General features: G+C 38.6%; 19 protein-coding genes, 1 other RNA gene and 1 riboswitch. Of the genes, 9 read left to right on the top strand and 11 right to left on the bottom strand.

The window, feature by feature from the left end:
* The 5 genes from rsxC to sohB all read right to left on the bottom strand — a co-directional run.
* Nucleotides 1–1976, bottom strand: a 1976-nt coding sequence (gene rsxC, locus AAX15_RS05700) for an electron transport complex subunit RsxC (RefSeq protein WP_046939501.1), incomplete at its 3' end; no start/stop codon positions are given.
* Nucleotides 1977–2558 (bottom strand): electron transport complex subunit RsxB, encoded by a 582-nt coding sequence (rsxB, locus tag AAX15_RS05695; RefSeq protein WP_046939500.1) that lies wholly within the window; start codon nt 2556–2558, stop codon nt 1977–1979. It abuts the gene before it with no gap.
* Between the two features lie 87 nt (nt 2559–2645).
* A complete protein-coding gene (gene rsxA, locus AAX15_RS05690; protein ID WP_005636563.1) occupies nt 2646–3224 on the bottom strand; it encodes an electron transport complex subunit RsxA in 579 nt (192 codons plus the stop codon).
* Nucleotides 3225–3445: 221 nt separating this feature from the next.
* Nucleotides 3446–4297 carry an OmpA family protein gene (locus tag AAX15_RS05685; protein WP_046939499.1) on the bottom strand — a complete coding sequence of 284 codons (852 nt, stop codon included), beginning with the start codon at nt 4295–4297 and terminating at the stop codon, nt 3446–3448.
* A gap of 179 nt (nt 4298–4476) precedes the next feature.
* Nucleotides 4477–5538 (bottom strand): protease SohB, encoded by a 1062-nt coding sequence (gene sohB, locus AAX15_RS05680; protein WP_046939498.1) that lies wholly within the window; start codon nt 5536–5538, stop codon nt 4477–4479.
* Between the two features lie 200 nt (nt 5539–5738).
* Between sohB and AAX15_RS05675 the strand changes: the two genes are divergently transcribed.
* Together AAX15_RS05675 and yccS are read left to right on the top strand one after the other, a co-directional pair.
* Entirely contained in the window at nt 5739–6407 is a 669-nt protein-coding gene (locus tag AAX15_RS05675) for a curli polymerization inhibitor CsgI-related protein (protein ID WP_046939497.1), read from the top strand.
* Nucleotides 6408–6474: 67 nt separating this feature from the next.
* Complete coding sequence (yccS, locus tag AAX15_RS05670) at nt 6475–8610, top strand: YccS family putative transporter (RefSeq protein ID WP_046939496.1); 2136 nt, start codon at nt 6475–6477, stop codon at nt 8608–8610.
* Nucleotides 8611–8738: 128 nt separating this feature from the next.
* On the opposite strand, the gene AAX15_RS05665 is transcribed toward yccS, so the two are convergent.
* Together AAX15_RS05665 and AAX15_RS05660 are read right to left on the bottom strand one after the other, a co-directional pair.
* Nucleotides 8739–9281 (bottom strand): KdsC family phosphatase, encoded by a 543-nt coding sequence (locus AAX15_RS05665; protein ID WP_046939495.1) that lies wholly within the window; start codon nt 9279–9281, stop codon nt 8739–8741.
* A 9-nt stretch (nt 9282–9290) separates the two neighbouring features.
* On the bottom strand, nt 9291–10226 hold the full coding sequence (locus AAX15_RS05660) for a KpsF/GutQ family sugar isomerase (RefSeq protein WP_046939494.1): 936 nt from the start codon (nt 10224–10226) through the stop codon (nt 9291–9293).
* A 171-nt stretch (nt 10227–10397) separates the two neighbouring features.
* Between AAX15_RS05660 and rnpB the strand changes: the two genes are divergently transcribed.
* Nucleotides 10398–10774, top strand: an RNA gene (gene rnpB / locus AAX15_RS09170) — RNase P RNA component class A.
* 76 nt (nt 10775–10850) lie between these two features.
* Here the strand turns inward: rnpB and ytfE are convergent.
* A complete protein-coding gene (gene ytfE / locus AAX15_RS05655) occupies nt 10851–11522 on the bottom strand; it encodes an iron-sulfur cluster repair protein YtfE (protein WP_046939493.1) in 672 nt (223 codons plus the stop codon).
* Between the two features lie 315 nt (nt 11523–11837).
* Nucleotides 11838–11978: riboswitch (molybdenum cofactor riboswitch) on the top strand.
* On the opposite strand from ytfE, the gene moaA reads away from it, so the two are divergent.
* The 4 genes from moaA (at nt 11967) to moaE (ending at nt 14251) form a co-directional block, all read left to right on the top strand.
* The gene (moaA, locus tag AAX15_RS05650; protein ID WP_046939492.1) at nt 11967–12980 is read left to right on the top strand and encodes a GTP 3',8-cyclase MoaA; all 1014 of its coding nucleotides are present in this window, start codon (nt 11967–11969) and stop codon (nt 12978–12980) included. (Overlaps the previous riboswitch by 12 nt.)
* Before the next feature lie 88 nt (nt 12981–13068).
* Nucleotides 13069–13551 (top strand): cyclic pyranopterin monophosphate synthase MoaC, encoded by a 483-nt coding sequence (gene moaC / locus AAX15_RS05645; RefSeq protein WP_009499888.1) that lies wholly within the window; start codon nt 13069–13071, stop codon nt 13549–13551.
* Nucleotide 13552: 1 nt separating this feature from the next.
* On the top strand, nt 13553–13798 hold the full coding sequence (gene moaD, locus AAX15_RS05640; protein WP_046939491.1) for a molybdopterin synthase sulfur carrier subunit: 246 nt from the start codon (nt 13553–13555) through the stop codon (nt 13796–13798).
* Nucleotides 13799–14251, top strand: a complete 453-nt coding sequence (moaE, locus tag AAX15_RS05635; protein ID WP_046939490.1) for a molybdopterin synthase catalytic subunit MoaE — start codon at nt 13799–13801, stop codon at nt 14249–14251. It abuts the gene before it with no gap.
* Between the two features lie 45 nt (nt 14252–14296).
* On the opposite strand, the gene AAX15_RS05630 is transcribed toward moaE, so the two are convergent.
* The 3 genes from AAX15_RS05630 to purE all read right to left on the bottom strand — a co-directional run bounded on the left by AAX15_RS05630 (nt 14297) and on the right by purE (nt 17279).
* Nucleotides 14297–15487: an amino acid aminotransferase gene (locus AAX15_RS05630; protein ID WP_046939489.1), complete on the bottom strand. Its 1191-nt coding sequence runs from the start codon at nt 15485–15487 to the stop codon at nt 14297–14299.
* Between the two features lie 139 nt (nt 15488–15626).
* On the bottom strand, nt 15627–16715 hold the full coding sequence (gene purK / locus AAX15_RS05625; protein WP_046939488.1) for a 5-(carboxyamino)imidazole ribonucleotide synthase: 1089 nt from the start codon (nt 16713–16715) through the stop codon (nt 15627–15629).
* A 69-nt stretch (nt 16716–16784) separates the two neighbouring features.
* Nucleotides 16785–17279, bottom strand: coding sequence for a 5-(carboxyamino)imidazole ribonucleotide mutase (purE, locus tag AAX15_RS05620; RefSeq protein WP_046939487.1), 495 nt, complete (start codon nt 17277–17279; stop codon nt 16785–16787).
* 160 nt (nt 17280–17439) lie between these two features.
* Here purE and pepN point away from each other — a divergent pair, with 160 nt between their 5' ends.
* Nucleotides 17440–20049 carry an aminopeptidase N gene (gene pepN, locus AAX15_RS05615; protein WP_046939486.1) on the top strand — a complete coding sequence of 870 codons (2610 nt, stop codon included), beginning with the start codon at nt 17440–17442 and terminating at the stop codon, nt 20047–20049.
* A 296-nt stretch (nt 20050–20345) separates the two neighbouring features.
* Entirely contained in the window at nt 20346–22616 is a 2271-nt protein-coding gene (gene metE, locus AAX15_RS05610; RefSeq protein WP_046939485.1) for a 5-methyltetrahydropteroyltriglutamate--homocysteine S-methyltransferase, read from the top strand.
* Nucleotides 22617–22681 lie beyond the last annotated feature (65 nt).

The raw sequence follows: 22681 nt of genomic DNA, 5'->3' as shown, positions 1-22681 counted from the left end.
AATTTTCTTTCTGTTTTTTCTACCGCACTTTCTACGGTTTGAATATTTGAGACTGATTCAGTGGTTCCATTCGCTTGCGCAAGTTTTTTTGCTTTTGCACGAGCAATCGCTGCAGCTACCGCCGCTTTTTTCGGATCAAGTGCGGTTGAATTTTCGTCTGTTTTTTCTACCGCACTTTCTATGGCTTGAGTGTTTGGAACTGATTCAGCGGTTTCATTTGCTTGTGCAAGTTTTTTCGCTTTTGCTCGAGCAAGTGCGGCTGCAATCGCTGCTTTTTTCGCATCGGTTGGTTGAGTTTGTTGTTCTTGATTTTCGACTTGAGATTCCGCTTGCTGACGAGCCAGACGACGAGCTTTACGTTGTGCCATTAAATCCGTGTTATCAGGTAAAACTTCCCCTTTTTCTGAGGTGATCGTTTTAACTTGTATTGATTCTGTTTCATTGGCTTTTTTCGCTTTCAAGCGTTCTAGAGCTGCTTTAACAGGATCTTCACCTTTGGTTTTCGCTAATTCTTCTCGACGAGCCTCCGCGGCACGTTGTGAACGTGCTTTACGCTCTTGTTCTTCACGTTCCATTCTCGCTTGTTTGGCTTCAAAGCGAATTTTGGCTTCATCCGATTTTTTCTGTTTTTCTTTGATTTGCCAAATTTTTGCTTTTTCTTGGCGGAAATACTGAATCAGCGGAATATGGCTTGGGCATACGTAGGCGCAAATACCGCACTCGATACAATCTTTGAGGGCGTATTCTTCCGATTTTTTGTGATCTTCACTACGCGCAAACCAGTAGAGTTGCTGTGGCATCAAGTTGACTGGGCAGGCATCAGAACAGCTAGAACAGCGAATACAAGCTTGTTCAGGCTCTGGTTCTGCATATTCAAAATAGTTTGGTGCAAGCAAGCAGTTGACAATTTTGGTCACTGGTGCATTGAGATTGGAAAGTTCCAATCCCATCATTGGACCACCCGCAAACACTGGATAACGTTCATCAAATTGATAGCCCGCGTGCGTTAATACTTGAGAAATTGGTGTACCAAGTCGAACCCAATAATTACCTTTTTCAGGAATTTTATCACCTGTAAGGGTGACGATACGTTCAATTAAAGGTTCGTCATTTATAACCGCTCTTTTAATTGCAAAGGCTGTACCAACATTATGCATCAGTACACCAATACTAGAAGAACGCGCACCACTTGGCACTTCCATTCCTGTAAGTAAATAAATAAGCTGTTTTGCGGCACCCGAAGGATATTTTGTTGGAATGACCCGAACGCTAATGTCATTTGCTCCCTGTAGCGCTTTGTGGATTGCCTCTATTGCTTCAGGTTTGTTATCTTCAATGGCGATGACTACGTTTTCAGGTCGTAGTATATAACGCAAAATACGAATGCCTTCGATGATTTCATCGGCGCGTTCACGCATAAGACGATCATCACAAGTAATATAAGGCTCACATTCTGCACCATTGATAATCAAGAGTTTAACTTTTTTCTCTGCTGATTGAATTTTAGCAGCAGTCGGAAACACTGCACCGCCCAAGCCAGCTATACCAGCTTGATAGATTTTATTAATGAGTTGTTCTGGCGAGAGTGTTAAAAAGTCATCAATAGGATTACGCTCTAGCCATTGATCCAAGCCATCTGCTTGCAAATGAATTGCAGGTTCATCAAGACCAGACGGATGTGCGGCGACATAAGGTTTAATCGATTTAATTGTGCCAGAAGTGGGCGCATGAACTGGCAACATACGCAAGCCATCGCCGTTTGTTAAGGCTTGACCTTTTAGTACGTAATCGCCTTCCTTTACTAAAAGGTTACCTGTTGTTCCTGCGTGCTGTTTAAGAGGAATATAAAAATCAGTGACTAAAGGCTGATGACGTAATGGTTGTGAATTAGATTGTGATTTCATTTCAGGCGGATGAATGCCACCTTTGAAATCCCATAATTTACCGGAATTGAAACGAGATAATACGTCCGCCATTTATTTCCCCACAACCAATTTTTTCTCAGTGCCATTTACATTCATTACTGGAATGACTAATTTTGCATCAAACTTCCAATCCCAATTATCGATATTTTTTTTCACGGGAATCATTGATATACAATCTGTCGGGCAGGGCGCTACGCAAAGTTCACAACCTGTACAGAGATCTGGAATGATCGTGTGCATGAATTTATTTGTACCAATAATGGCATCAACAGGACAGGCTTGGATACATTTTGTGCAGCCAATACACATATTTTCATCAATAAAAGCGACTTTCTCGATAGGTTCTTCTACGCCCTCCATAGCTGGTACATCAACACCTAAAATCTCTGCAATTTTTACGATGGTAGGTTGACCACCAGGAATACATTTTGTGATGTCATCTCCATTGCAAATAGCTTCAGCGTATGGTTTGCATCCAGGATAACCACATTGTCCACATTGGCTTTGTGGCAAAATAGAGTCTATTTTTTCCACAATAGGATCGGCTTCAACTTTGAGTTTAAGTGAAGCAAATCCTAAAATCGCACCGAAAATTAAAGCGAGTAAAGTGATTATGATGAATAGAAGGGTCATTATTTCTTTCTTTTTCCTGAAAAATACTGAGAGAACCCAATAAATAAAATCAAAATGGTAATAGCCATTAAAAGATAGATCATTTTATTACTTCACTAGTCCTGTAAATCCCATAAATGCGAGAGACATTAAACCAGCTGTAATTAGTGCGATAGATGAACCCTTGAAAGTTAAAGGTACATCAGCTGCGACAAGACGTTCACGAAGTGCAGCAAAAAGCACTAATACAAGTGCAAACCCAAGAGATGCACCAAAACCATAAACGACAGATTCCGTTAAATTATGAGCAAGATTTACATTTAATAATGCGACACCGAGAACTGCACAGTTTGTGGTTATTAAAGGCAAGAAAATTCCAAGTAAACGATATAGTGTTGGGCTAGTTTTATTTATCACCATTTCGGTAAATTGTACAACTACGGCAATAACCAAAATAAATACTAATGTGCGTAAAAAAGTAGCATTCAAGGGAACAAGAATATAATGATCAACTAAATATGCGCAAAGGGAGGCAACTGTTAATACAAACATTGTTGCTAACCCCATTCCCACTGCGGTTTCAATTTTTTTGGATACGCCCATAAAAGGACAAAGTCCTAAGAATTTCACCAATACAAAGTTGTTAATCAGCGCAGTACCGATAATTAATAAAATATAGTGTGTCATTGCTTTCTGCCTTGTGTATAAGCTGGCTATTATCCTCATTTATAGGCGCGATAACAATAGAAAATTTGGGGTAGGAGAAAGAGAAAATTGAGATTTTTGATTTTGTTAGATATGAATAAAAAACGCAGCTAATCATTTAAACTATTAGCTGCGTAATATTTGAATTAACAGTACTCAACTTGACTTATGTGAGTAGAGTACTGCTTGAAGTTTAATATCAATTATTTTTGATATAGTTTTGCTGGACCTTGAGTACCACCGTTAGATTTTCCACCTTCTTGTAGTTTTAATTCAGAACCAGAGGCAATAATCTCAACACGACGATTAGGACGTAAACAATCTTTTAACGCTTGTCCATTAACACCCTCACAAGCTTTCACTTGCGGATTTTTACCATAGCCCACAGCAGTAATTAGAGAGTTCACACCGTCTTCAGTTAAACGCGCTTTAACAGTATTTGCACGACGTTGAGATAGATCTAAGTTGTAAGCATCAGAACCTAAACGGTCTGTATAACCAGCAACTTTAACTTCTTTAGCACCAGTAGATTTTAATTGAGATGCTACGCTATCAATAACTTGTTTACCTTGTGCAGTTAAGGTGTCTTTATTGAAGTCAAATAAGAAATCACCGCTTAAATTGAATGCTGAATTACCGTTACAACCGTTTGGATACCAGAAAAAACTTTGTGCATTATGGTTTTTGTCAAATAATACTTTGTACTGGCAAACTTTATGGATGCCGTTTTCACGATAATTGAATACATAATCCCATTCAGATACGCCATATAAACCTTCAGTAAAATGAGGATCACCGATTAATTGACGAATTTGATCTTTGTTCATACCACTTTCAATCATGCGTACGTTATCCCAATTTGGCCAACTACCGAATTGGCTACCATCGTGGTTGAAGGTCGCTGAATCAATTTTAGGCCATACTAATTGAGGTACTTGTTGACCATTTACATCTTTATATTCTGGAGTGCCTGCGTCAGTCACTTTGCTTAAGTTGCCACAAGCAGCAAGAGTTGCGATAGCAACAGTTGATAATAAAATACGAGATAATTTCATTGGCTTTACCTTTTATTTGCTAGAAACCCTAGAAAGGGCATAACTAAACTTTATGAATAAAATATAACAAAACTGTTAAAGTTTCGGGTGCATATACTAATGGCAAAAAATCGCCTTGTAAATAATAAAATCAGTGAACTAGCCCTCTTTTTTGTAAAGGAATGTAAAGATATCTATTTTTAATGTATAAAATCATTTGCTCGCTTTGTAGTATAACGATGAACAATATTTACCGCACTTTCTTCAGCTTGATGACCTAATTTTTTTATCAAGGATTTTTTCAAGCGATACTTCACACTTAATACATCTTTTTCTTTCATTTTCTCCAAAATTAAATCATCACTGGTTGAAATTTCATCGACTAATTTCAAGTCGATTGCTTGTTGGCCAAACCAATGTTCCCCAGTAGCAATTTTATCAATATCTACACAAGGGCGATTTTGTGAGACGAATTGTTTAAATAATTGATGTGTTTCTTCCAACTCTTGTTGAAATTTTTGCTTGCCTTTTTCGGTATTCTCACCTAATACAGTTACTGTGCGTTTAAACTCACCAGCTGTCATCACATCTACATCAACATCATATTTTTTCAATAAACGATGAACGTTTGGAATTTGTGCTACGACGCCAATAGAACCAATAACAGCAAAAGGCGCAGATACAATTTTATCGGCAACACAAGCCATCATATAACCGCCACTTGCTGCAACCTTATCTACAGCGATGGTTAATTTTATGCCTTTTTGTTTCAAACGAGACAACTGAGAGGCTGCAAACCCATAATCATGAACAATACCGCCTGGGCTTTCTAAACGTAATAATACTTCGTCTTCTGGTTTTGCTACATTTAAGATTGCTGAAATTTCTTCTCGAAGTGCGGTCGTTTCTGATGCTGAAATATCACCATGAAAATCTAAGACATACACACAGCTTTTCTTTTTGTCATCTAAGATTTCACCTCTTTTTAATTTTTCTTTACGTTTTTTAGCCTTTTGTTTTTCAGCTTTTTTCTCTGCTTTAGCTTGCTGTTTTAGCTCTTCTTCTGAAAGATTAAAATCACGCAATACACGAACTTGATGATCAAATTCCTCTGATAAATCTTTAATTTCTAATTCTCCTGCTTTAGATTTGTTATGTTGGCGATAAGAAATTACCAAACCAACAATGGCAAGAATGAGTAATAAAATTGTCAAAATTTCCAGAATAAAAATTCCATAGCCAGTTAAAATATCGTTTAACATTGTTACTCCTATTGATATTTAATAGATTACATTGTGCTTTTTACTAGTTGTGACTAGGCTAGACATCAATATGATAAAATATTGTGAGTATTTGTGCTATTACAACAAAGGTTTTTAAACCAATTCTCACTTTTTTATTTTCATTTTTCCTGATTTAGCATAGCATAGGCAAGAATTTCATTTATACCAAAGGAGCAATTATGAAATTACGTGCTGTTGTATTAGGTCTTGCAACATTATGTGCTAGCACTGCAACTTTTGCAGGCATGGTTTCTACTTCATCTAATCTTGAGCTTTTAGCAATTGATGGCCAAAAAGCCTCTAAATCTCTCGCAAAAGATGCTAAAACATTTACTGTAAATGATACCCAAAGCCATCAGGTTGTTGTTCGTTTAAGTGAAATTATTGGTTCTGGATCTAACCAAACTCTTTTTGAATCTAACCCAGTAATCGTTACATTCCAAGGCAATGCAGAGGATCTTGTTATTTCGGCGCCAGCTATTCGTGGTCGTTCAGAAGGTGATAAATTCAATGAGATGCCAAGTATTAGCGTGAAAACAAAATCTGGTAATACGCTTTCAGCAAAAGTGGATGTATTAAAACAAGAAGGTTTATTCCCGAGTGCTAATGTGGTGAATGATCTTGCTGAATATAATGCGTCTGGTGCAACCGCATCTGTTGCTGCATTTGCTGCAACCACAGCTGCGAGTCCAATGATCGCTACTCCAGCAGGTAATACAAAAGCGAATAAAGGTAAAGTGGTTGTTCAAGGCGAAAACGTTGCAGAGCAACAGCTCCAATATTGGTTCCAACAAGCTGATAAAGAAACTCAAACACGTTTCTTAAATTGGGCAAAATCCCATAAATAATTACCGCACTTCATACAATAAAAAGTGAGCCTTGTTGCTCACTTTTCTATTTTGATAAGGATTTGAAATGAATATTCGGTTAAATGCCAAAGTAATCGCTGCGATTCCTGTTTTTATTGCCGTAAATATTGCGGCAGTAGGAATATGGGCTTTTGATATTTCTTCGCAATCAATGCCTTTGATTCTAGGGATCATTGCAGGTGGTTTGGTGGATTTGGATAACCGTTTAACTGGACGATTGAAAAACGTATTTTTCACGCTCATTGCCTTTTCTATTTCATCCTTTATTGTGCAGTTACATATCGGTAAGCCTATCCAATATATTGTGTTAATGACGGTGCTGACATTTATTTTCACCATGATTGGCACCGTGGGGCAGCGTTATAGCACAATTGCGTTTGGTTCATTAGTGGTTGCGCTTTATACCACATTGACTTATGTGCCTGAAGGAAATGTATGGTTTATTAACCCCTTAATGATTTTATGCGGTACCTTGCTGTATAGTGTGGTCACTCTGATTGTTTACCTGTTTTTCCCAAATCGCCCCGTACAAGAAAGTGTCGCTAAAGCGTTTTGTGCGTTGGGAGAATATTTAGATACCAAATCCTGTTTTTTTGATCCTGACGAAGTAGCTGAGATTGAAAAAAAACATCTTAATTTCGCGATGAAAAATGCGAATGTTGTCACGGCATTTAATATTGTGCGCACTGCACTTTTTTATCGTATTCGAGGGCAACATCGCCATCCTCGCACCCAGAGAATGTTACGTTACTATTTTGCGGCACAAGACATTCATGAGTGCGCTAATTCTACTCATTTTGATTATCAACAAATAACGGAAAAACTAAAAAATACAGATTTGATTTTCCGTATTCAACGTTTGCTAGAGTTACAAGCTCAATCCTGTAAAGAAATCACGGCGAGTTTGCGTGAAAATAAACCCTATCATTTTAATGAACGTGTCGAACGTGCACTTTTAGGCACCTTGCATTCCTTTGATCTATATCGAGCACAACATCTCAATGATCAAGATGAACTGATTGATATTCAAACCTTGTTAGATAATTTACAAAGCATTAACTGGCAACTTCGCCAGTTAGCGCAAGAAACGACGGATACCGAACAATTAGCTCAAATTCATACAGAACAAATCACGGGGTTAAAAAATATAAGTGCGGTGATTTTTAGCCATTTTACTTTTGAGTCACCGTTGTTCCGTCATGCGGTACGCTTATCTATTGTGGTATTTCTGTGCTGTGCCATTGTTGAGTTTTTCCAATTTAATCTTGGTTATTGGATTTTATTGACCACTGTATTTGTGTGCCAGCCAAACTATTCTGCAACTAAAGTCCGTTTACGTCAGCGCATTATTGGCACGATATTAGGTGTAGTGGTGGGGTCACTATTACCTTATTTAAATCCAACCTTAGAATTAAAACTGGGTCTTGTGGTGCTTACAAGTACGCTATTCTTTTTCTTCCGCAGTAATAATTATAGTTTCTCGACCTTTTTCATCACACTACAAGTATTGCTCAGTTTTGATGTCATGGGATTCGATACGGCAGCCGCATTAATGCCTCGTTTACTTGATACTTTACTTGGTGCCGCGATTTCATGGTTTGCCGTATCTTACTTATGGCCAGATTGGAAATATTTGCAACTTGATAAAGTGAGCCATCAAGCATTGCGTAGCGATGCGGTGTATTTATTGCATATTATTAGTCAATTGCAATTTGGTAAAAGCGACGATCTTAAATATCGCATAGCACGTCGCAATGCGCATCAATATGCAGCCGCATTGAGTACAACACTTTCTAATATGAATAATGAGCCAGTGAAATATAAGGCATATTTACAGAAAGGTTTTGATTTGCTCAAGCTTAATTATTCTCTATTAAGCTATATTTCAGCCCTTGGCTCTTATCGAGACAGAATGAAAAATTTGCAACAGACCGCACAGTTTTTATCTGGTTTTTATCCCGTGGCAAAGAAAATTATCTATACCTTAGAACACATTGAAGAAATACCCGAAGCTATTTTTAACCAACAGCAAGAAAGTATCGAAACACATTTAAAAGAATTAGAAAAACAAGACATGACTGCCGAAGAACGAGCTGTCTTTAGTTTACCGTATCAGCAATTGAATTTGATTACACAACTCTTACCGCAGTTCTATGAGTATTTTAGGAAAGAGTCTTGTTAAAAGGATAAGCTATTAAGGTATAGGAACGTAAATATTAAAGTGCGGTTGATTTTTGAGAGATTTTAAAACTCGTTGAAAATTTACCGCACTTTATTTTTTATTAAGCAATAACACTGACGAATTAGTTATTATTGTCCCATGTTTTTTACTGATTTTAGGAAACCTTGGGCGCTATCAAACACAGAAGATTTTCCCTGCGCTTGTAAAATCATATCGGACATTTCTCGGAAGGCACCTTTTCCGCCATTGGTGGAAAGTACATGATCAACAGCATTCTTCACATAAATAGGGGCATCAGCCACAGCAAAAGAAGTTCCACACACTGCAAAGGCGGGGAGATCTACGCTATCATCACCAATATAAGCAGTTTGTTCGGCGGTGACGCCTGCTTGTTTCATAAGATCAAAACAAGCGGTTTCTTTTTCAAGTTTGCCAAGAAAGTATAATTTAATGCCAAGATCGGCAATACGACGACGTAAAATAGGGGAGTCACGACCAGAAAGTACTGCCACTTGGATACCCGCATCCATCAGCATTTTTATGCCTAAACCATCTCGTACATGAAAGCTTTTGATGGCTTCACCATTGGCATCATAATGGAGTTGTCCATCGGTGAGTACGCCGTCTACATCAGTAATGACAAATTTAATATTTTCTAATTTTTGTTGCATCGGGATTCCTTAGCTTGAAAATTCCACTAAACCTACTACGTGATTTTCATCATTAACAACGACTAGCGAGTGAATTTTTTTCGCTTTCATAAAGTCTTCTGCTTTTGATAAAAATTCTTCTTGATGAATAGTTTTTGGTGAACTTGTCATAAAATCTTTGGCTGTTTTATTCAGCGTTTCTGCACCATTGGCTGTAAGTGCGCGGCGAATATCTCCATCCGTGATAATGCCTTTAAGTTGCTCATTTTCCATCACTAAGGCAACGCCCATTCGCCCTTCATTCATGACGGTGAGGCAGTCAGTAAAATTGGTGGTGGGTAAAATTGTTGGTAGGCGAGTTTGCATTTGGTCTTTTACTTTACATAATAAACGACGACCAAGACTGCCACCTGGATGGAATTTAGCAAAGTCAGCTGGTTGGAAATTGCGTGCCGTAATGAGCGACACGGCGAGTGCATCACCAAGCGCAAGCGTCACAAGTGCGGATGTTGTTGGCGCGAGATTATTTGGACAGACTTCACGCTCAACAGTAATATCTAAAACATAATCTGCGTGACGTGCGAGTGTGGAATTTTTGTTACTGGTTACGGCAATAATTTTATTACCGAAATTTTTTAAACTTGGAATTAGTTTATTGACATCATCGGTTTCGCCGCTATAGGAAATTAACATCACAATATCAATTGGTTTCAACATACCTAAATCGCCATGGAAGGCTTCTGTCGGATGTAAAAAGAAACTTGGCGTGCCCGTAGAGGCAAATGTTGCTACCATTTTTTTACCGATTAAACCAGATTTCCCTATCCCGCCGATGACTAATCGTCCTTCACAAGCAAGGATTAAATCTATGACTTGATTAAAATCCTCGCCTAAACGTTGGCTGAGTTGCAAAAGTGCGTTGCTTTCCACTGAAAGGGAATCCTGTGCAATTTTTAGATAGTTCATTCTTCTTCCTAAAAGAGCGGTTGAAATTGGCGCTATTTTAGCGGAATCATAAAAAAATACGAATGAAAAATTCGATGTAAGCTAGGCATTATTGTTTATAAGATTGACGAGCAATATTCAAAAATTGGGGATTTTATTGACCGCACTAGTGATTGCCCCTATACTACGTGCCGAGTTGGTTAGACAATCGCTGGTTTATTGAAGCCCTTAACCGTATTTATACGACCTAGTGGGACAAGTAAACGAGAGGAAAGTCCGAGCTACACAGGGCAGAGTGCCGGATAACGTCCGGGCGGCGTGAGCCGACGACCAGTGCAACAGAGAGCAGACCGCCGTGTAAACGGTAAGGGTGAAAGGGTGCGGTAAGAGCGCACCGTGCCTCCGGTAACGGTTGGCAGCAGGGTAAACTCCACTCGTAGCAAGACCAAATAGGAATCCAATGAGTGGCCCGCTCAGGATTCGGGTAGGTTGCTTGAGCGGCAGAGTAATTTGTCGCCTAGAGGAATGATTGTCCACGACAGAACTCGGCTTATCGACCAACTCAAAATTTTTATAGAAATGACCGCACTTTAGTTTGTTTTTTGGAATAGATTAAAGTGCGGTTATTTTTTGACGAATATTAAATTATTTTTCACTTAATACACGTGGAAATAAAATATTATTTTCCAAATGAATATGGTGCATTAAATCATCAATAAATTCATTAATACCGCTATATAAGGCTTTCCAACTGAAACAAGCATCTGCTGGTGGCGTACAGTTATTAGTAAGCGATTTGATCACTTCCACATCTTGCCCAGCTTCATCATGTTCCATTTCCATTACACGAATTGGCATTGAGGCCATAGCATAATTTCCCATTTTTATCATTGGGAACAAAATTTGTTCTTCTTTCATTAAATGCTGGCTAAGTTCAGCATAAATTTTTTCTAATTGTGCTGCTACGCCGATAGGACAGTCATCACGATCACCATGTACATTTTCTACTTTCTCCGCCAATGTAATTAATTCAGGGAGTTGTTCACGGTGGCGATTATGAAAACGGGCAACAATATGATCGATCATTTCTGCATAAGATGCCGAAGTCCAATCTTTATCATTATTTTCTGCTTTACTTTGTTGTAAATCAGTTAAACGTTTTTCAATTTCAGCAAGGTTAAGATTCTTTTGTTGTGCCGCGACTTCTAATAATACAGAACCTCCACAGCAAAAATCTAAATCATATTCACGAAAAATTTTAGTTGCACCTGGAATTGAAACAGCGAGTTCGCTAAGTTTTTGTTGGGCAAAAGACATAAATCACTCCTATATTGATTAAGTAAAAATAAATCCGATAAAAATAGTAGGATATTTTTATGATTATGAAAAGTAGAGAGATTTATTTATTGATTAAATTATGATTTAAATCAATAAAAATACCTCATAATAATCAGGTCAAAATTTATGGTTATTTACATAAATAGGATTAATTATCACTAATGAGCCAGCTTTAAATTCATTATGTATTTTTTTATATAATTAATTTTTAAGAATTTGGGAAAATCCTGATTTTTATCAGTATTATTGATTGTTTTTATGAAGTGAAATCTTTTAGAATGATGACAAATTAAATTTAACGCATAACTCCGAGCTTGTTTGGCCTAAGTTTCATAGAAATACGGCGACAAGCCAATAACGCCGTGTGTTATTCAGGGATACGCTGGAAACGGTTTATCCTCTCCGTATTTAGAAAGGTGTAAAATGCAATCCATTCCTATCAAGAACGTAGGAGAGTCTCGCTTAGTCGATCCTTTCCAACGCCAATATTACTATCTACGACTGTCGATTACCGATCAGTGTAATTTTCGTTGTACCTATTGTTTGCCTGATGGTTATCAACCTGAAACTAACAAGCCAAGTTTCTTAACGTTAAAAGAAATTACCCATCTTGCTCAAGCGTTTGCTGAAATGGGCACAGAGAAAATTCGTTTAACGGGTGGCGAACCGACTTTACGCAAAGATTTTATTTCTATTGCTGAAAGCATTGCTAATATTGATGGAATCCGTCAATTAGCCGTCACGACAAATGGCTATCGCATGGCAAAAGATGTGGCTGATTGGAAGAAAGCAGGGATTACGTCTATTAACGTCAGTGTTGATAGTTTAGATCCAAAAATGTTCCATCAAATTACAGGCATCAATAAATTTGATGACGTGATGCGTGGTATAGATCGTGCATTTGAGGTGGGCTACAACAAAGTCAAAGTCAATTCAGTTTTGATGAAAAATTTGAATGACAAAGAGTTTGACCAATTCCTTGTTTGGGTGAAAGATCGTCCAATTCAAATGCGCTTTATCGAACTCATGCAAACAGGTGAAATGGATAGCTTCTTTGATAAACACCATCTTTCTGGACAAGTTTTAGCGGATAAATTGCTGAAAAATGGTTGGACATTACAGCACAAATCCTATACTGATGGCCCAGCTAAAGTCTTCACACATCCTGATTATGCAGGAGAAATTGGTTTAATTATGCCTTATGAGAAGAATTTCTGCGCAAGCTGTAATCGTCTCAGAGTGTCAGCGAAGGGCAAACTTCATCTCTGTTTATTCGGCGAAGAAGGCATTGAATTACGTGATTTATTGCAATCCCATGAACAGCAAGATATTTTACAGGCTCGTATTTTTGCCGCACTTCAAGGAAAACGTGAGCATCATTATTTGCATATCGGTGATAGTGGCGTAAGAAATCATTTAGCCTCTATCGGTGGCTAAAAGAAAATAGGCGAATTTTACTGTTCACTTATTTTGCTTTTGTCACACATATAAAACATTCAAAATTTTAACCGCACTTTATTTTATTATGACTACATTTACGCATATCAATTCTCAAGGCGAAGCCAATATGGTGGATGTTTCTGCAAAAGCAGAGACTGTTCGCGAAGCTCGTGCTGAAGCCATTGTAACTATGTCAAAAGAAACCCTTTCCATGATCGTGGAAGGCAAACATCACAAAGGCGATGTATTTGCTACTGCTCGTATTGCAGGTATTCAAGCGGCAAAACGCACTTGGGAACTTATCCCACTTTGCCATCCATTGTTACTTTCTAAAGTGGAAGTGAATTTAGAGCCGTTACTTGAAACTAATCAAGTTCGCATTCAATCTCTTTGTAAATTAACCGGAAAAACCGGCGTAGAAATGGAAGCATTAACGGCAGCAAGCGTAGCAGCCTTAACCATTTACGATATGTGTAAAGCCGTACAAAAAGACATGGTAATTGAGCACGTTCGCCTATTAGAAAAGAGCGGTGGAAAATCCGGCCATTTTATTGCGGAGGAAAAATAAGATGTTAAATGTTTTATTTTTTGCTCAAACTCGAGAATTAATTGGTGAAGATTCAATTCAGCTTGAAGGCGATTTTGATACAGCTGAGGCGGTGCGTGAACATCTTGCTCAAAAAGGTGATAAGTGGGCATTGGCACTTGAAAAAGGTAAACTTTTAGTAGCGATTAATCAAACTTTGATGCCGTTAGAAAGTGCGGTCAAAAATGGCGATGAAATTGCATTTTTCCCACCAGTAACAGGGGGCTAAATGACGGATATTCAAATTTCAGTACAAGAACAACCTTTTGATCAAAATGTCGTTTACCAATGGCTTTCTGAGCAACATTCGGTTGGCGCAACGGTTATTTTCGTGGGTAAAGTTCGCGATCTTAATTTAGGTGATGAAGTGTCCAGCTTATACTTAGAACATTATCCCGCAATGACAGAAAAAGCCTTACGTGAAATTGTAGAACAGGCGAAAGCGCGTTGGGATATCCAGCGAGTGTCAGTGATTCATCGTGTGGGACTTTTACATACTGGCGATGAAATTGTTTTAGTCGGCATCAGTTCTGCTCATCGTGGAGATGCCTACCATGCTAATGAATTTATTATGGACTTCTTAAAATCCAAAGCACCGTTTTGGAAAAAAGAACAAACCAATCAAGGCGAACGTTGGATTGAAGCAAGAGAGGGCGACAAAGAAGCGTTAGAGAAGTGGTAATGACAAAGTGCGGTTAAACTTAACCGCACTTTTGCTTTTTATGAATTACAGCACTTTCACAATGCTCTCACATAAATAACGAATATTGTCTTCAGTAATACCAGCCACATTGATACGACCAGAACGAACAGCGTAAATGGCAAACTCATCTTTTAAACGATCTACTTGTTCTGGTGATAAGCCGCTGAAAGAGAACATACCATTTTGTTCCATGATAAAACTGAAATCTTGTTCTGCACCGTATTCTTTTAATAACTGAACGAATAAATGACGCATTTTTTTGATGCGTTCACGCATTTCAGTTAATTCATTTTCCCATTCTTGGCGAAGTTGTGGATCATTTAATACTGTTGCTACGGTCGCCCCACCGTGAGATGCTGGGTTAGAGTAGAGTGTGCGAATAATTGATTTCACCTGTGTTAATGCGGTGGAAGCAATTTCTGCATTTTCAGCTACAAGCGTAAAGGCACCTACACGCTCATTGTATAAACCAAAGTTTTTAGAGAATGAGCTCGCCACTAATAATTCTTTATGATTTGCTGCAAATGCACGTAAACCGTAAGCATCTTGGTCTAAGCCATTGGCTAAACCTTGATAAGCAAAGTCAAAGAGTGGTAACCAGCCATTTTTTGCTGAAAGTGCGGCTAATTTTTGCCATTGTTCAGGGGTTGGGTCAATACCAGTTGGGTTGTGGCAGCAACCGTGTAAAAGTACTACATCACCTTTATTTGCTTGGCTTAAATCTTCGAGTAAATGTTCCCAATCAAGGGATTTACGTTCAGCATCATAATAACGATATTCACGAATCGTCATCCCCACCGCATTGAAAATGGCATTGTGATTTGGCCATGTTGGGGTGCTGATCCAAACATTTTGTGCTTTGGTTTGGCGTTTAATGAATTCAGCAGCAATACGTAATGCGCCTGTTCCGCCTAAGCTTTGTACTGTTCTTGCACGATTAGATTTGATGACTTCAGAATCTTTACCGAAAAGTAGTGCTTTTGTGCGTTCGTTATAATCCGCAATACCATCGATAGTCAGATAATTCTTCGTTTTTTCCTTATCAAATAAGCGTTTTTCGGCTTCTTTTACCGCACGCATAATTGGGGTTGTGCCTTGCGCATCTTTATAAACGCCAATGCCCAAGTTAATTTTATTTTCGCGAGTTTCGGATTTGAATGCTTCGCCTAAGCCTAAGATTGGATCGGCTGGTGCCGCTTTGATATGTTCAAACATAGCTTTTCCTTATGTATGTGTTGTGTGGTGGATAATTTTATACTTCAGCCGTTTTATTTTATCAAGAAAGATTTTTATAAAAATTAACCGCACTTTGATATTTTTAAATATTCATCAAAAAGTGCGGTCATTTTTTACATTATTTTAGTTTTTCAATCGCCCAATTTAATCCCGATTGATAATCTTCCGGTAATTCAGAGCGAAGTTTTTCTAATTGTTGAATAATGACCGCTCTATTTGGATGAGAAAGATTGATATGCCCAACCTTACGTCCAGCTCTCACTTCTTTACCGTACCAATGAAGTTGTGCAAACGGTGTATTAAGCCATTTTGGGTTATGGTTTGTTCCGATTAAATTCACCATCACACTAGGGGAGAATGTTTGTAATTCAGGCGTTGGCAAATTAAGTAGCGCACGTAAATGTAATTCAAATTGGCTAATCGAGCATCCTAGTTGAGTCCAATGCCCACTGTTATGTACGCGAGGCGCAAGTTCGTTAATTAGTAATTTGTCACCTACAACAAAACATTCCATTGCCATCACACCAATATAGCCTAGCTTATCCATAATTTTGCAGAGCATGGCTTCCGCTTGCTTTTGTTGTGCAGATTGTTGAGGAAACGCAATATCAACCACACTGTAACGTAAAATACCGTTTTGTTGCAGGTTATGTGTAACGGGATAAAAACGCTTTTCGCCATTTTTAAATCTTGCGCCTACAATAGAAACCTCATAATCGAAAGGAATAAATTTTTCTGCGATCACTTCACCGAATAAGTCATCAGTGATGTCCGCTTTGTTTTCATCGCTGATAATCCATTGACCACGTCCATTATATCCGCCAGTTCTGCGTTTAACGACGACTTTCTCGCCAACAGTTTGGAAAAGATCATTCCATTGATTTTTATCTTTTAATAAACACCAAGGCGAGGTCGAAAGATTCAGTTCATCAAGCAAGGATTTTTGAGTAAAACGATCGGCTAATAATCCAAATACATGTTGATTGACGAAGTTTTTATGATTGCCGAGTAATTCAGTCAAAGGCGTTTTTTCCCAGCGTTCAATTTCTGCCGTGATGATCGCATTTTCAGGTAAGTCAAAAACTGGCGCATTGAAGGCTAAGGGTTCAACATAAATATCTAAAGGTGCGCCAGCATAACGTAACATTCTGCCGAGTTGTCCGTTGCCAAGTACATAAACGGTTGGGTATAAGGTGGAGTTTTGCATAATATTTCTCGTTAAATTTACGAAAAAAGCAACCGCACTTTAAAAGTGCGGTCAGATCTAAAGATATTTTTATGTGCGTGGATCGGGATTATCCAGTACAGCATGAGTTTGGTTTTCACGGAACGATTGCAAGCGTGAAAGCAATTCTGCATCCCAACTTGCTAGAATTTGGGCGGCTAATAACCCAGCATTTGCCGCTCCCGCAGGGCCAATAGCTAATGTTCCGACTGGGATTCCTTTTGGCATTTGCACGATTGAATAAAGGCTATCTACACCGCTTAACATAGAACTTTTTACTGGCACGCCCAGCACTGGCACAAGGGTTTTGGCTGCGATCATACCGGGTAAATGCGCCGCACCACCTGCACCAGCAATAATTACTTTGTAGCCATTTTTTTGTGCATTTTCGGCAAATTCAAAAAGTTTATCTGGTGTACGATGAGCAGAGACGATTTCCACATGATAAGGTACTTTTAACTCATCTAAAATCTGGGTTGCCTCTTGCATGGTAGCCCAATCGCTTTTGGAACCCATTACAACGGCAATTTGTGCAGTTTTTGACATGCTATTTTCTCAATTTTTTAATTAAAAACGTGGCGTAGAATAGCATATCTTACATACATCAAGCAAACGTTTGCTAAATGGGTTTTATAGGAAAATACCATTGCAACTTTAAGGATAAAATTTTATCCTAAGCACAATTTTTATAAGAATAGGGCAAATTATGTTAGCCAAAGCAAAATATAGAAAAGATTACAAACAACCAGATTTTACGGTCACTGACATTTATTTAGATTTTCAACTTGATCCTAAACACACCGTGGTGACCGCAACCACAAAATTCCAACGCTTAAATGATGAAGCGACTTCTTTACGTTTAGATGGGCATAGTTTCCAGTTTTCTTCTATTAAATTTAATGGTGAGCCATTTTCTGCTTATCAACAAGATGGCGAGAGTTTAACGCTCGATTTAAAAGGTAAAAGTGCGGAAGAATTTGAACTTGAAATTGTGACCTTCCTTGTACCAGCCGAAAACACCTCATTACAAGGGTTATATCAGTCTGGAGAGGGCATTTGTACGCAATGTGAGGCGGAAGGTTTCCGTCAAATCACTTATATGCTTGATCGTCCTGACGTGCTGGCGCGTTATACGACCAAAATTACCGCAGATAAGACTAAATATCCTTACTTGCTTTCTAACGGCAATCGCATTGCAAGTGGTGAATTAGAAGATGGTCGCCATTGGGTGGAATGGAACGATCCTTTCCCAAAACCAAGCTATTTATTCGCGTTAGTGGCGGGGGATTTTGATTTATTACAAGATAAATTTATTACTAAAAGTGGTCGTGAAGTGGCCTTAGAGCTTTATGTAGATCGTGGCAATCTTAACCGAGCAACTTGGGCAATGGAAAGTCTGAAAAAAGCGATGAAATGGGATGAAGATCGCTTTAATTTAGAATATGACTTAGATATTTACATGATCGTTGCCGTCGATTTTTTCAATATGGGCGCGATGGAAAATAAAGGATTAAATATTTTTAACTCTAAATTTGTATTAGCCAATCCACAAACGGCAACCGATGAGGATTATCTTGCCATTGAAAGTGTAATTGCTCATGAATATTTTCATAACTGGACAGGCAATCGTGTGACTTGCCGAGATTGGTTCCAATTAAGTTTGAAAGAAGGGTTAACGGTTTTCCGTGATCAAGAATTTTCATCTGACACAGGTTCGCGTGCGGTGAATCGCATTAATAATGTGAAATTTTTACGCACCGTGCAATTTGCCGAAGATGCAAGCCCAATGTCACACCCAATTCGCCCTGAAAAAGTGATTGAAATGAATAACTTCTATACAGTGACGGTATATGAAAAAGGGGCAGAAGTGATTCGTATGTTGCATACTTTATTAGGTGAGCAAGGTTTCCAAAAAGGCATGCAGCTTTATATTGCTGAAAATGATGGCAAAGCGGCAACCTGTGAAGATTTTGTTTCTGCCATGGAACGGGCAAATAACCTCGATTTAAATCAATTCCGCCGTTGGTATAGCCAATCGGGTACACCTGAATTATTGATTAGCGATGCTTACGACGAAAAAACGCATACTTATCGTTTAACGGTTTCTCAATCCACACCGCCAACCGCCGATCAAATGGAAAAAGTGAATTTACATATTCCATTAAAAGTGGCGCTTTATGATGCGAACGGCACGAAACAAATGCTCCAACATAATGGTGAATTGTTGAGTGACGTATTAAATGTTACTGAAAAAGATCAAGTCTTTGAGTTTCATGGCATTTATGGTCGCCCAATTCCAGCATTGTTATGTGATTTCTCCGCACCAGTAAAACTGGATTATGATTACAAAACCGAGCAGTTATTAGGCTTACTGAAATTTGCAGACAATCAATTTATCCGTTGGGATGCGGCTCAGATGTTATTTGCGCAAGAATTACGTCGTAATGTTGTGCGTTTCCAACAAGGCGAGGCGCTAGAAATTTCGCCTGAAATCTTGACCGCACTTTCTCATGTTCTGAACCATTATGAGAAAGATATTGAACTGGCAACCTTAATTCTCACCCTTCCAAAAGAAATGGAATTTGCGGAAGGTTTCAAAACCATCGATCCTGATGGCATTTCAGCCGCAAGAGCATTTATGCAAGTGCAAATTGCCGAGACTTTAAAAGATGATTTCTTGCGCGTTTATACCCATATTCGCCTTGATGAGTATCAAGTTACACAGCAAGACATCGCCTTGCGTGCAATGCGTAATCTTTGCTTAACTTATTTGGCTTATACCAATTTGGGCAACAACCTAGTGCAAAAACACTACAACAATGCGAATAATATGACAGATACATTAGCCGCATTAAGTGTTGCGACTAAAGCGGCATTACCTTGCAGAGATGCGTTGTTAGCTGATTTTGAACAAAAATGGCAACACGATGGATTAGTGATGGATAAATGGTTTGCATTACAAGCCACTCGCCCAGATGAAAATGTATTGGAAATTATTCAGTTATTAATGGATCACCCAAGTTTTAACTTCAACAATCCAAACCGTTTACGTGCATTAGTAGGTAGCTTTGCAAATCACAATTTAAAAGCATTTCACAACGTAAGCGGAGCAGGCTATCGTTTCTTAACGGATGTGTTAATCCGTTTAAATGAAAGCAATCCGCAAGTGGCAGCGCGTTTAATCGAGCCATTAATTCGTTTTTCTCGCTTTGATGCCCAACGTCAAACGCTGATGAAACGAGCTTTAGAACGTCTAAGCATTGTAGAAAATCTGTCAAAAGATTTATTTGAAAAAATTGAGAAAGCGTTGCAGTAGGTGGCGTAAATGTGCGTAAAAGGGAAATGAGTTGGCTACAATTTGTAGCCAACTGAAAGTGAAATCACCTAAAGCCAGATCTTTAAAATATGGTTAAAAGTGCGGTAAATTTTGCAATAGTTTTTGGGGCATTTAGTATGCCCCTTTGTTTTATACGCGGCTTTAATATTAATTTATTTCATACAAATCCTGAAAATAATAAGTTTGCATAATACACTGAGATGACGCATTCTATACCCGTACAGACGTTTAGCCGTCTAAATGATTAAGAAGATTACTTTAAAACGGGAGTTATTATGACAACATCACATATCTTAGGCTTTCCTCGTGTAGGGGCAAAACGTGAATTAAAATTTGCACAAGAACGTTATTGGCGTAAAGAATTAGCCGAGCAAGATTTATTAGATTTAGCGAAAGCATTGCGTGAAAAGAACTGGAAACATCAAGCGGCTGCCAATGCGGATTTTGTGGCAGTAGGCGATTTCACGTTCTACGATCATATTTTAGATTTACAAGTGGCAACAGGGGCAATTCCTGCTCGTTTTGGTTTTGATAGCCAAAATTTAACCCTTGATCAATATTTCCAACTTGCACGTGGTAACAAAGATCAATTCGCAATTGAAATGACCAAATGGTTTGATACGAACTATCACTATCTTGTGCCTGAGTTCCAAAAATCGACCGCTTTCAAAGCAAATCCAGCACATTATGTAAATCAAATCCGTGAAGCAAAAGCCTTAGGCTTAAACTTTAAACCTGTGATTGTTGGCCCATTAACATTCTTATGGTTAGGTAAAGAAAAAGGCGAAGCATTTAACCGTTTCGATTTATTAAATCAATTAGTGCCTGTTTATGTTGAAATCTTAAATGCATTAGTGGCTGAAGGTGCAGAGTGGATTCAAATTGATGAGCCTGCATTAGCATTAGACTTACCTGCAGAATGGGTTGAAGCCTATAAATCTGTTTACGCTGAATTAAGCAAAGTGAATGCAAAATTATTATTAGCTACTTATTTTGGTTCCGTTGCACAACATGCTGAGTTATTAAAAGCCTTACCTGTTGCGGGCTTACATTTAGATTTAGTGCGTGCACCAGAACAGCTTGCGGCATTTGAAGATTACAGCAAAGTGTTATCAGCGGGTGTGATTGAAGGCCGTAATATCTGGCGTGCAAACTTAAATAAAGTATTAGATGTATTAGAGCCATTAAAAGCAAAATTAGGCGAGCGTTTATGGATTGCACCAAGCTGTTCATTATTGCACACCCCATTTGATTTAGAAGTGGAAGTACAATTAAAAGAAAAAAATACCGCACTTTATAGCTGGTTATCTTTCACGCTACAAAAAGTAGAAGAATTAAATGTATTAAAACAAGCATTAAATCATGGCAGAGCGTCTGTACAAGCAGCATTAGATGCAAGCCAAGCGGCAGCAGATGCACGTGCAACCTCAAAAGAAATTCATCGTCCTGAAGTGGCAGAACGTTTAGCAAACTTGCCAAAAGGTGCGGATCAACGTAAATCGCCATTTGCAGAGCGTATTGTTAAGCAAAATGCGTGGTTAAATTTACCGCTTCTGCCAACCACAAACATTGGTTCATTCCCGCAAACGACTGAAATTCGTCACGCACGTGCAAGCTTCAAAAAAGGTGAATTATCTCTTGCAGATTACGAAGCGGCGATGAAAAAAGAAATCGAATATGTGGTACGTCGCCAAGAAGAATTAGATTTAGATGTATTAGTTCACGGTGAAGCAGAACGTAACGACATGGTGGAATATTTCGGGGAATTATTAGATGGTTTCGCATTCACTAAATTTGGTTGGGTACAAAGCTACGGCTCACGTTGTGTGAAACCTCCAGTAATTTACGGTGATGTAACTCGCCCAGAGCCAATGACAGTACGTTGGTCTCAATATGCACAAAGCCTCACAAACCGTGTAATGAAAGGAATGCTCACAGGCCCAGTGACTATTTTACAATGGTCATTCGTGCGTAACGATATTCCACGTTCAACCGTATGTAAACAAATCGGAGTGGCATTATCTGATGAAGTGTTAGATTTAGAAGCAGCGGGCATTAAAGTTATCCAAATCGATGAGCCAGCAATTCGTGAAGGTTTACCACTTAAACGTGCAGATTGGGATGCATATTTACAATGGGCTGGCGAAGCGTTCCGCTTAAGCTCAATGGGCGTGCAAGATGATACACAAATTCATACACATATGTGTTATTCCGAGTTTAACGACATCTTACCTGCCATTGCGGCATTAGATGCAGACGTAATTACCATCGAAACTTCACGTTCAGATATGGAATTATTAGATGCCTTCGTGAAATTCAACTACCCGAATGACATCGGTCCTGGTGTGTATGATATCCACAGCCCACGTGTACCAACCGCAGGTGAAATTGAACACTTATTACGCAAAGCATTAAATGTAATTCCAAAAGAACGCTTATGGGTAAACCCAGACTGCGGTTTAAAAACACGTGGTTGGACAGAAACTATCGATCAATTAAAAGTGATGGTGGATGTAACGAAAAAATTACGTGCGGAATTAGCATAAGTAATAATATAGAAAGAATAATTTTCAAACACAACATAATTAAAGCCGAATCCGATTGGGTTCGG

The organism is Haemophilus haemolyticus (assembly GCF_001008275.1).
Classification (GTDB): Bacteria; Pseudomonadota; Gammaproteobacteria; order Enterobacterales; family Pasteurellaceae; genus Haemophilus; species Haemophilus haemolyticus_P.
This window is presented reverse-complemented; position numbering and strand designations above follow the sequence as displayed.

Coding starts and splice junctions, on each gene's coding strand:
- rsxB (WP_046939500.1), bottom strand. CDS start 2,558: ATGACCCTTCTATTCATCATAATCACTTTACTCGCTTTAATTTTCGGT.
- rsxA (WP_005636563.1), bottom strand. CDS start 3,224: ATGACACACTATATTTTATTAATTATCGGTACTGCGCTGATTAACAAC.
- AAX15_RS05685 (WP_046939499.1), bottom strand. CDS start 4,297: ATGAAATTATCTCGTATTTTATTATCAACTGTTGCTATCGCAACTCTT.
- sohB (WP_046939498.1), bottom strand. CDS start 5,538: ATGTTAAACGATATTTTAACTGGCTATGGAATTTTTATTCTGGAAATT.
- AAX15_RS05675 (WP_046939497.1), top strand. CDS start 5,739: ATGAAATTACGTGCTGTTGTATTAGGTCTTGCAACATTATGTGCTAGC.
- yccS (WP_046939496.1), top strand. CDS start 6,475: ATGAATATTCGGTTAAATGCCAAAGTAATCGCTGCGATTCCTGTTTTT.
- AAX15_RS05665 (WP_046939495.1), bottom strand. CDS start 9,281: ATGCAACAAAAATTAGAAAATATTAAATTTGTCATTACTGATGTAGAC.
- AAX15_RS05660 (WP_046939494.1), bottom strand. CDS start 10,226: ATGAACTATCTAAAAATTGCACAGGATTCCCTTTCAGTGGAAAGCAAC.
- ytfE (WP_046939493.1), bottom strand. CDS start 11,522: ATGTCTTTTGCCCAACAAAAACTTAGCGAACTCGCTGTTTCAATTCCA.
- moaA (WP_046939492.1), top strand. CDS start 11,967: ATGCAATCCATTCCTATCAAGAACGTAGGAGAGTCTCGCTTAGTCGAT.
- moaC (WP_009499888.1), top strand. CDS start 13,069: ATGACTACATTTACGCATATCAATTCTCAAGGCGAAGCCAATATGGTG.
- moaD (WP_046939491.1), top strand. CDS start 13,553: ATGTTAAATGTTTTATTTTTTGCTCAAACTCGAGAATTAATTGGTGAA.
- moaE (WP_046939490.1), top strand. CDS start 13,799: ATGACGGATATTCAAATTTCAGTACAAGAACAACCTTTTGATCAAAAT.
- AAX15_RS05630 (WP_046939489.1), bottom strand. CDS start 15,487: ATGTTTGAACATATCAAAGCGGCACCAGCCGATCCAATCTTAGGCTTA.
- purK (WP_046939488.1), bottom strand. CDS start 16,715: ATGCAAAACTCCACCTTATACCCAACCGTTTATGTACTTGGCAACGGA.
- purE (WP_046939487.1), bottom strand. CDS start 17,279: ATGTCAAAAACTGCACAAATTGCCGTTGTAATGGGTTCCAAAAGCGAT.
- pepN (WP_046939486.1), top strand. CDS start 17,440: ATGTTAGCCAAAGCAAAATATAGAAAAGATTACAAACAACCAGATTTT.
- metE (WP_046939485.1), top strand. CDS start 20,346: ATGACAACATCACATATCTTAGGCTTTCCTCGTGTAGGGGCAAAACGT.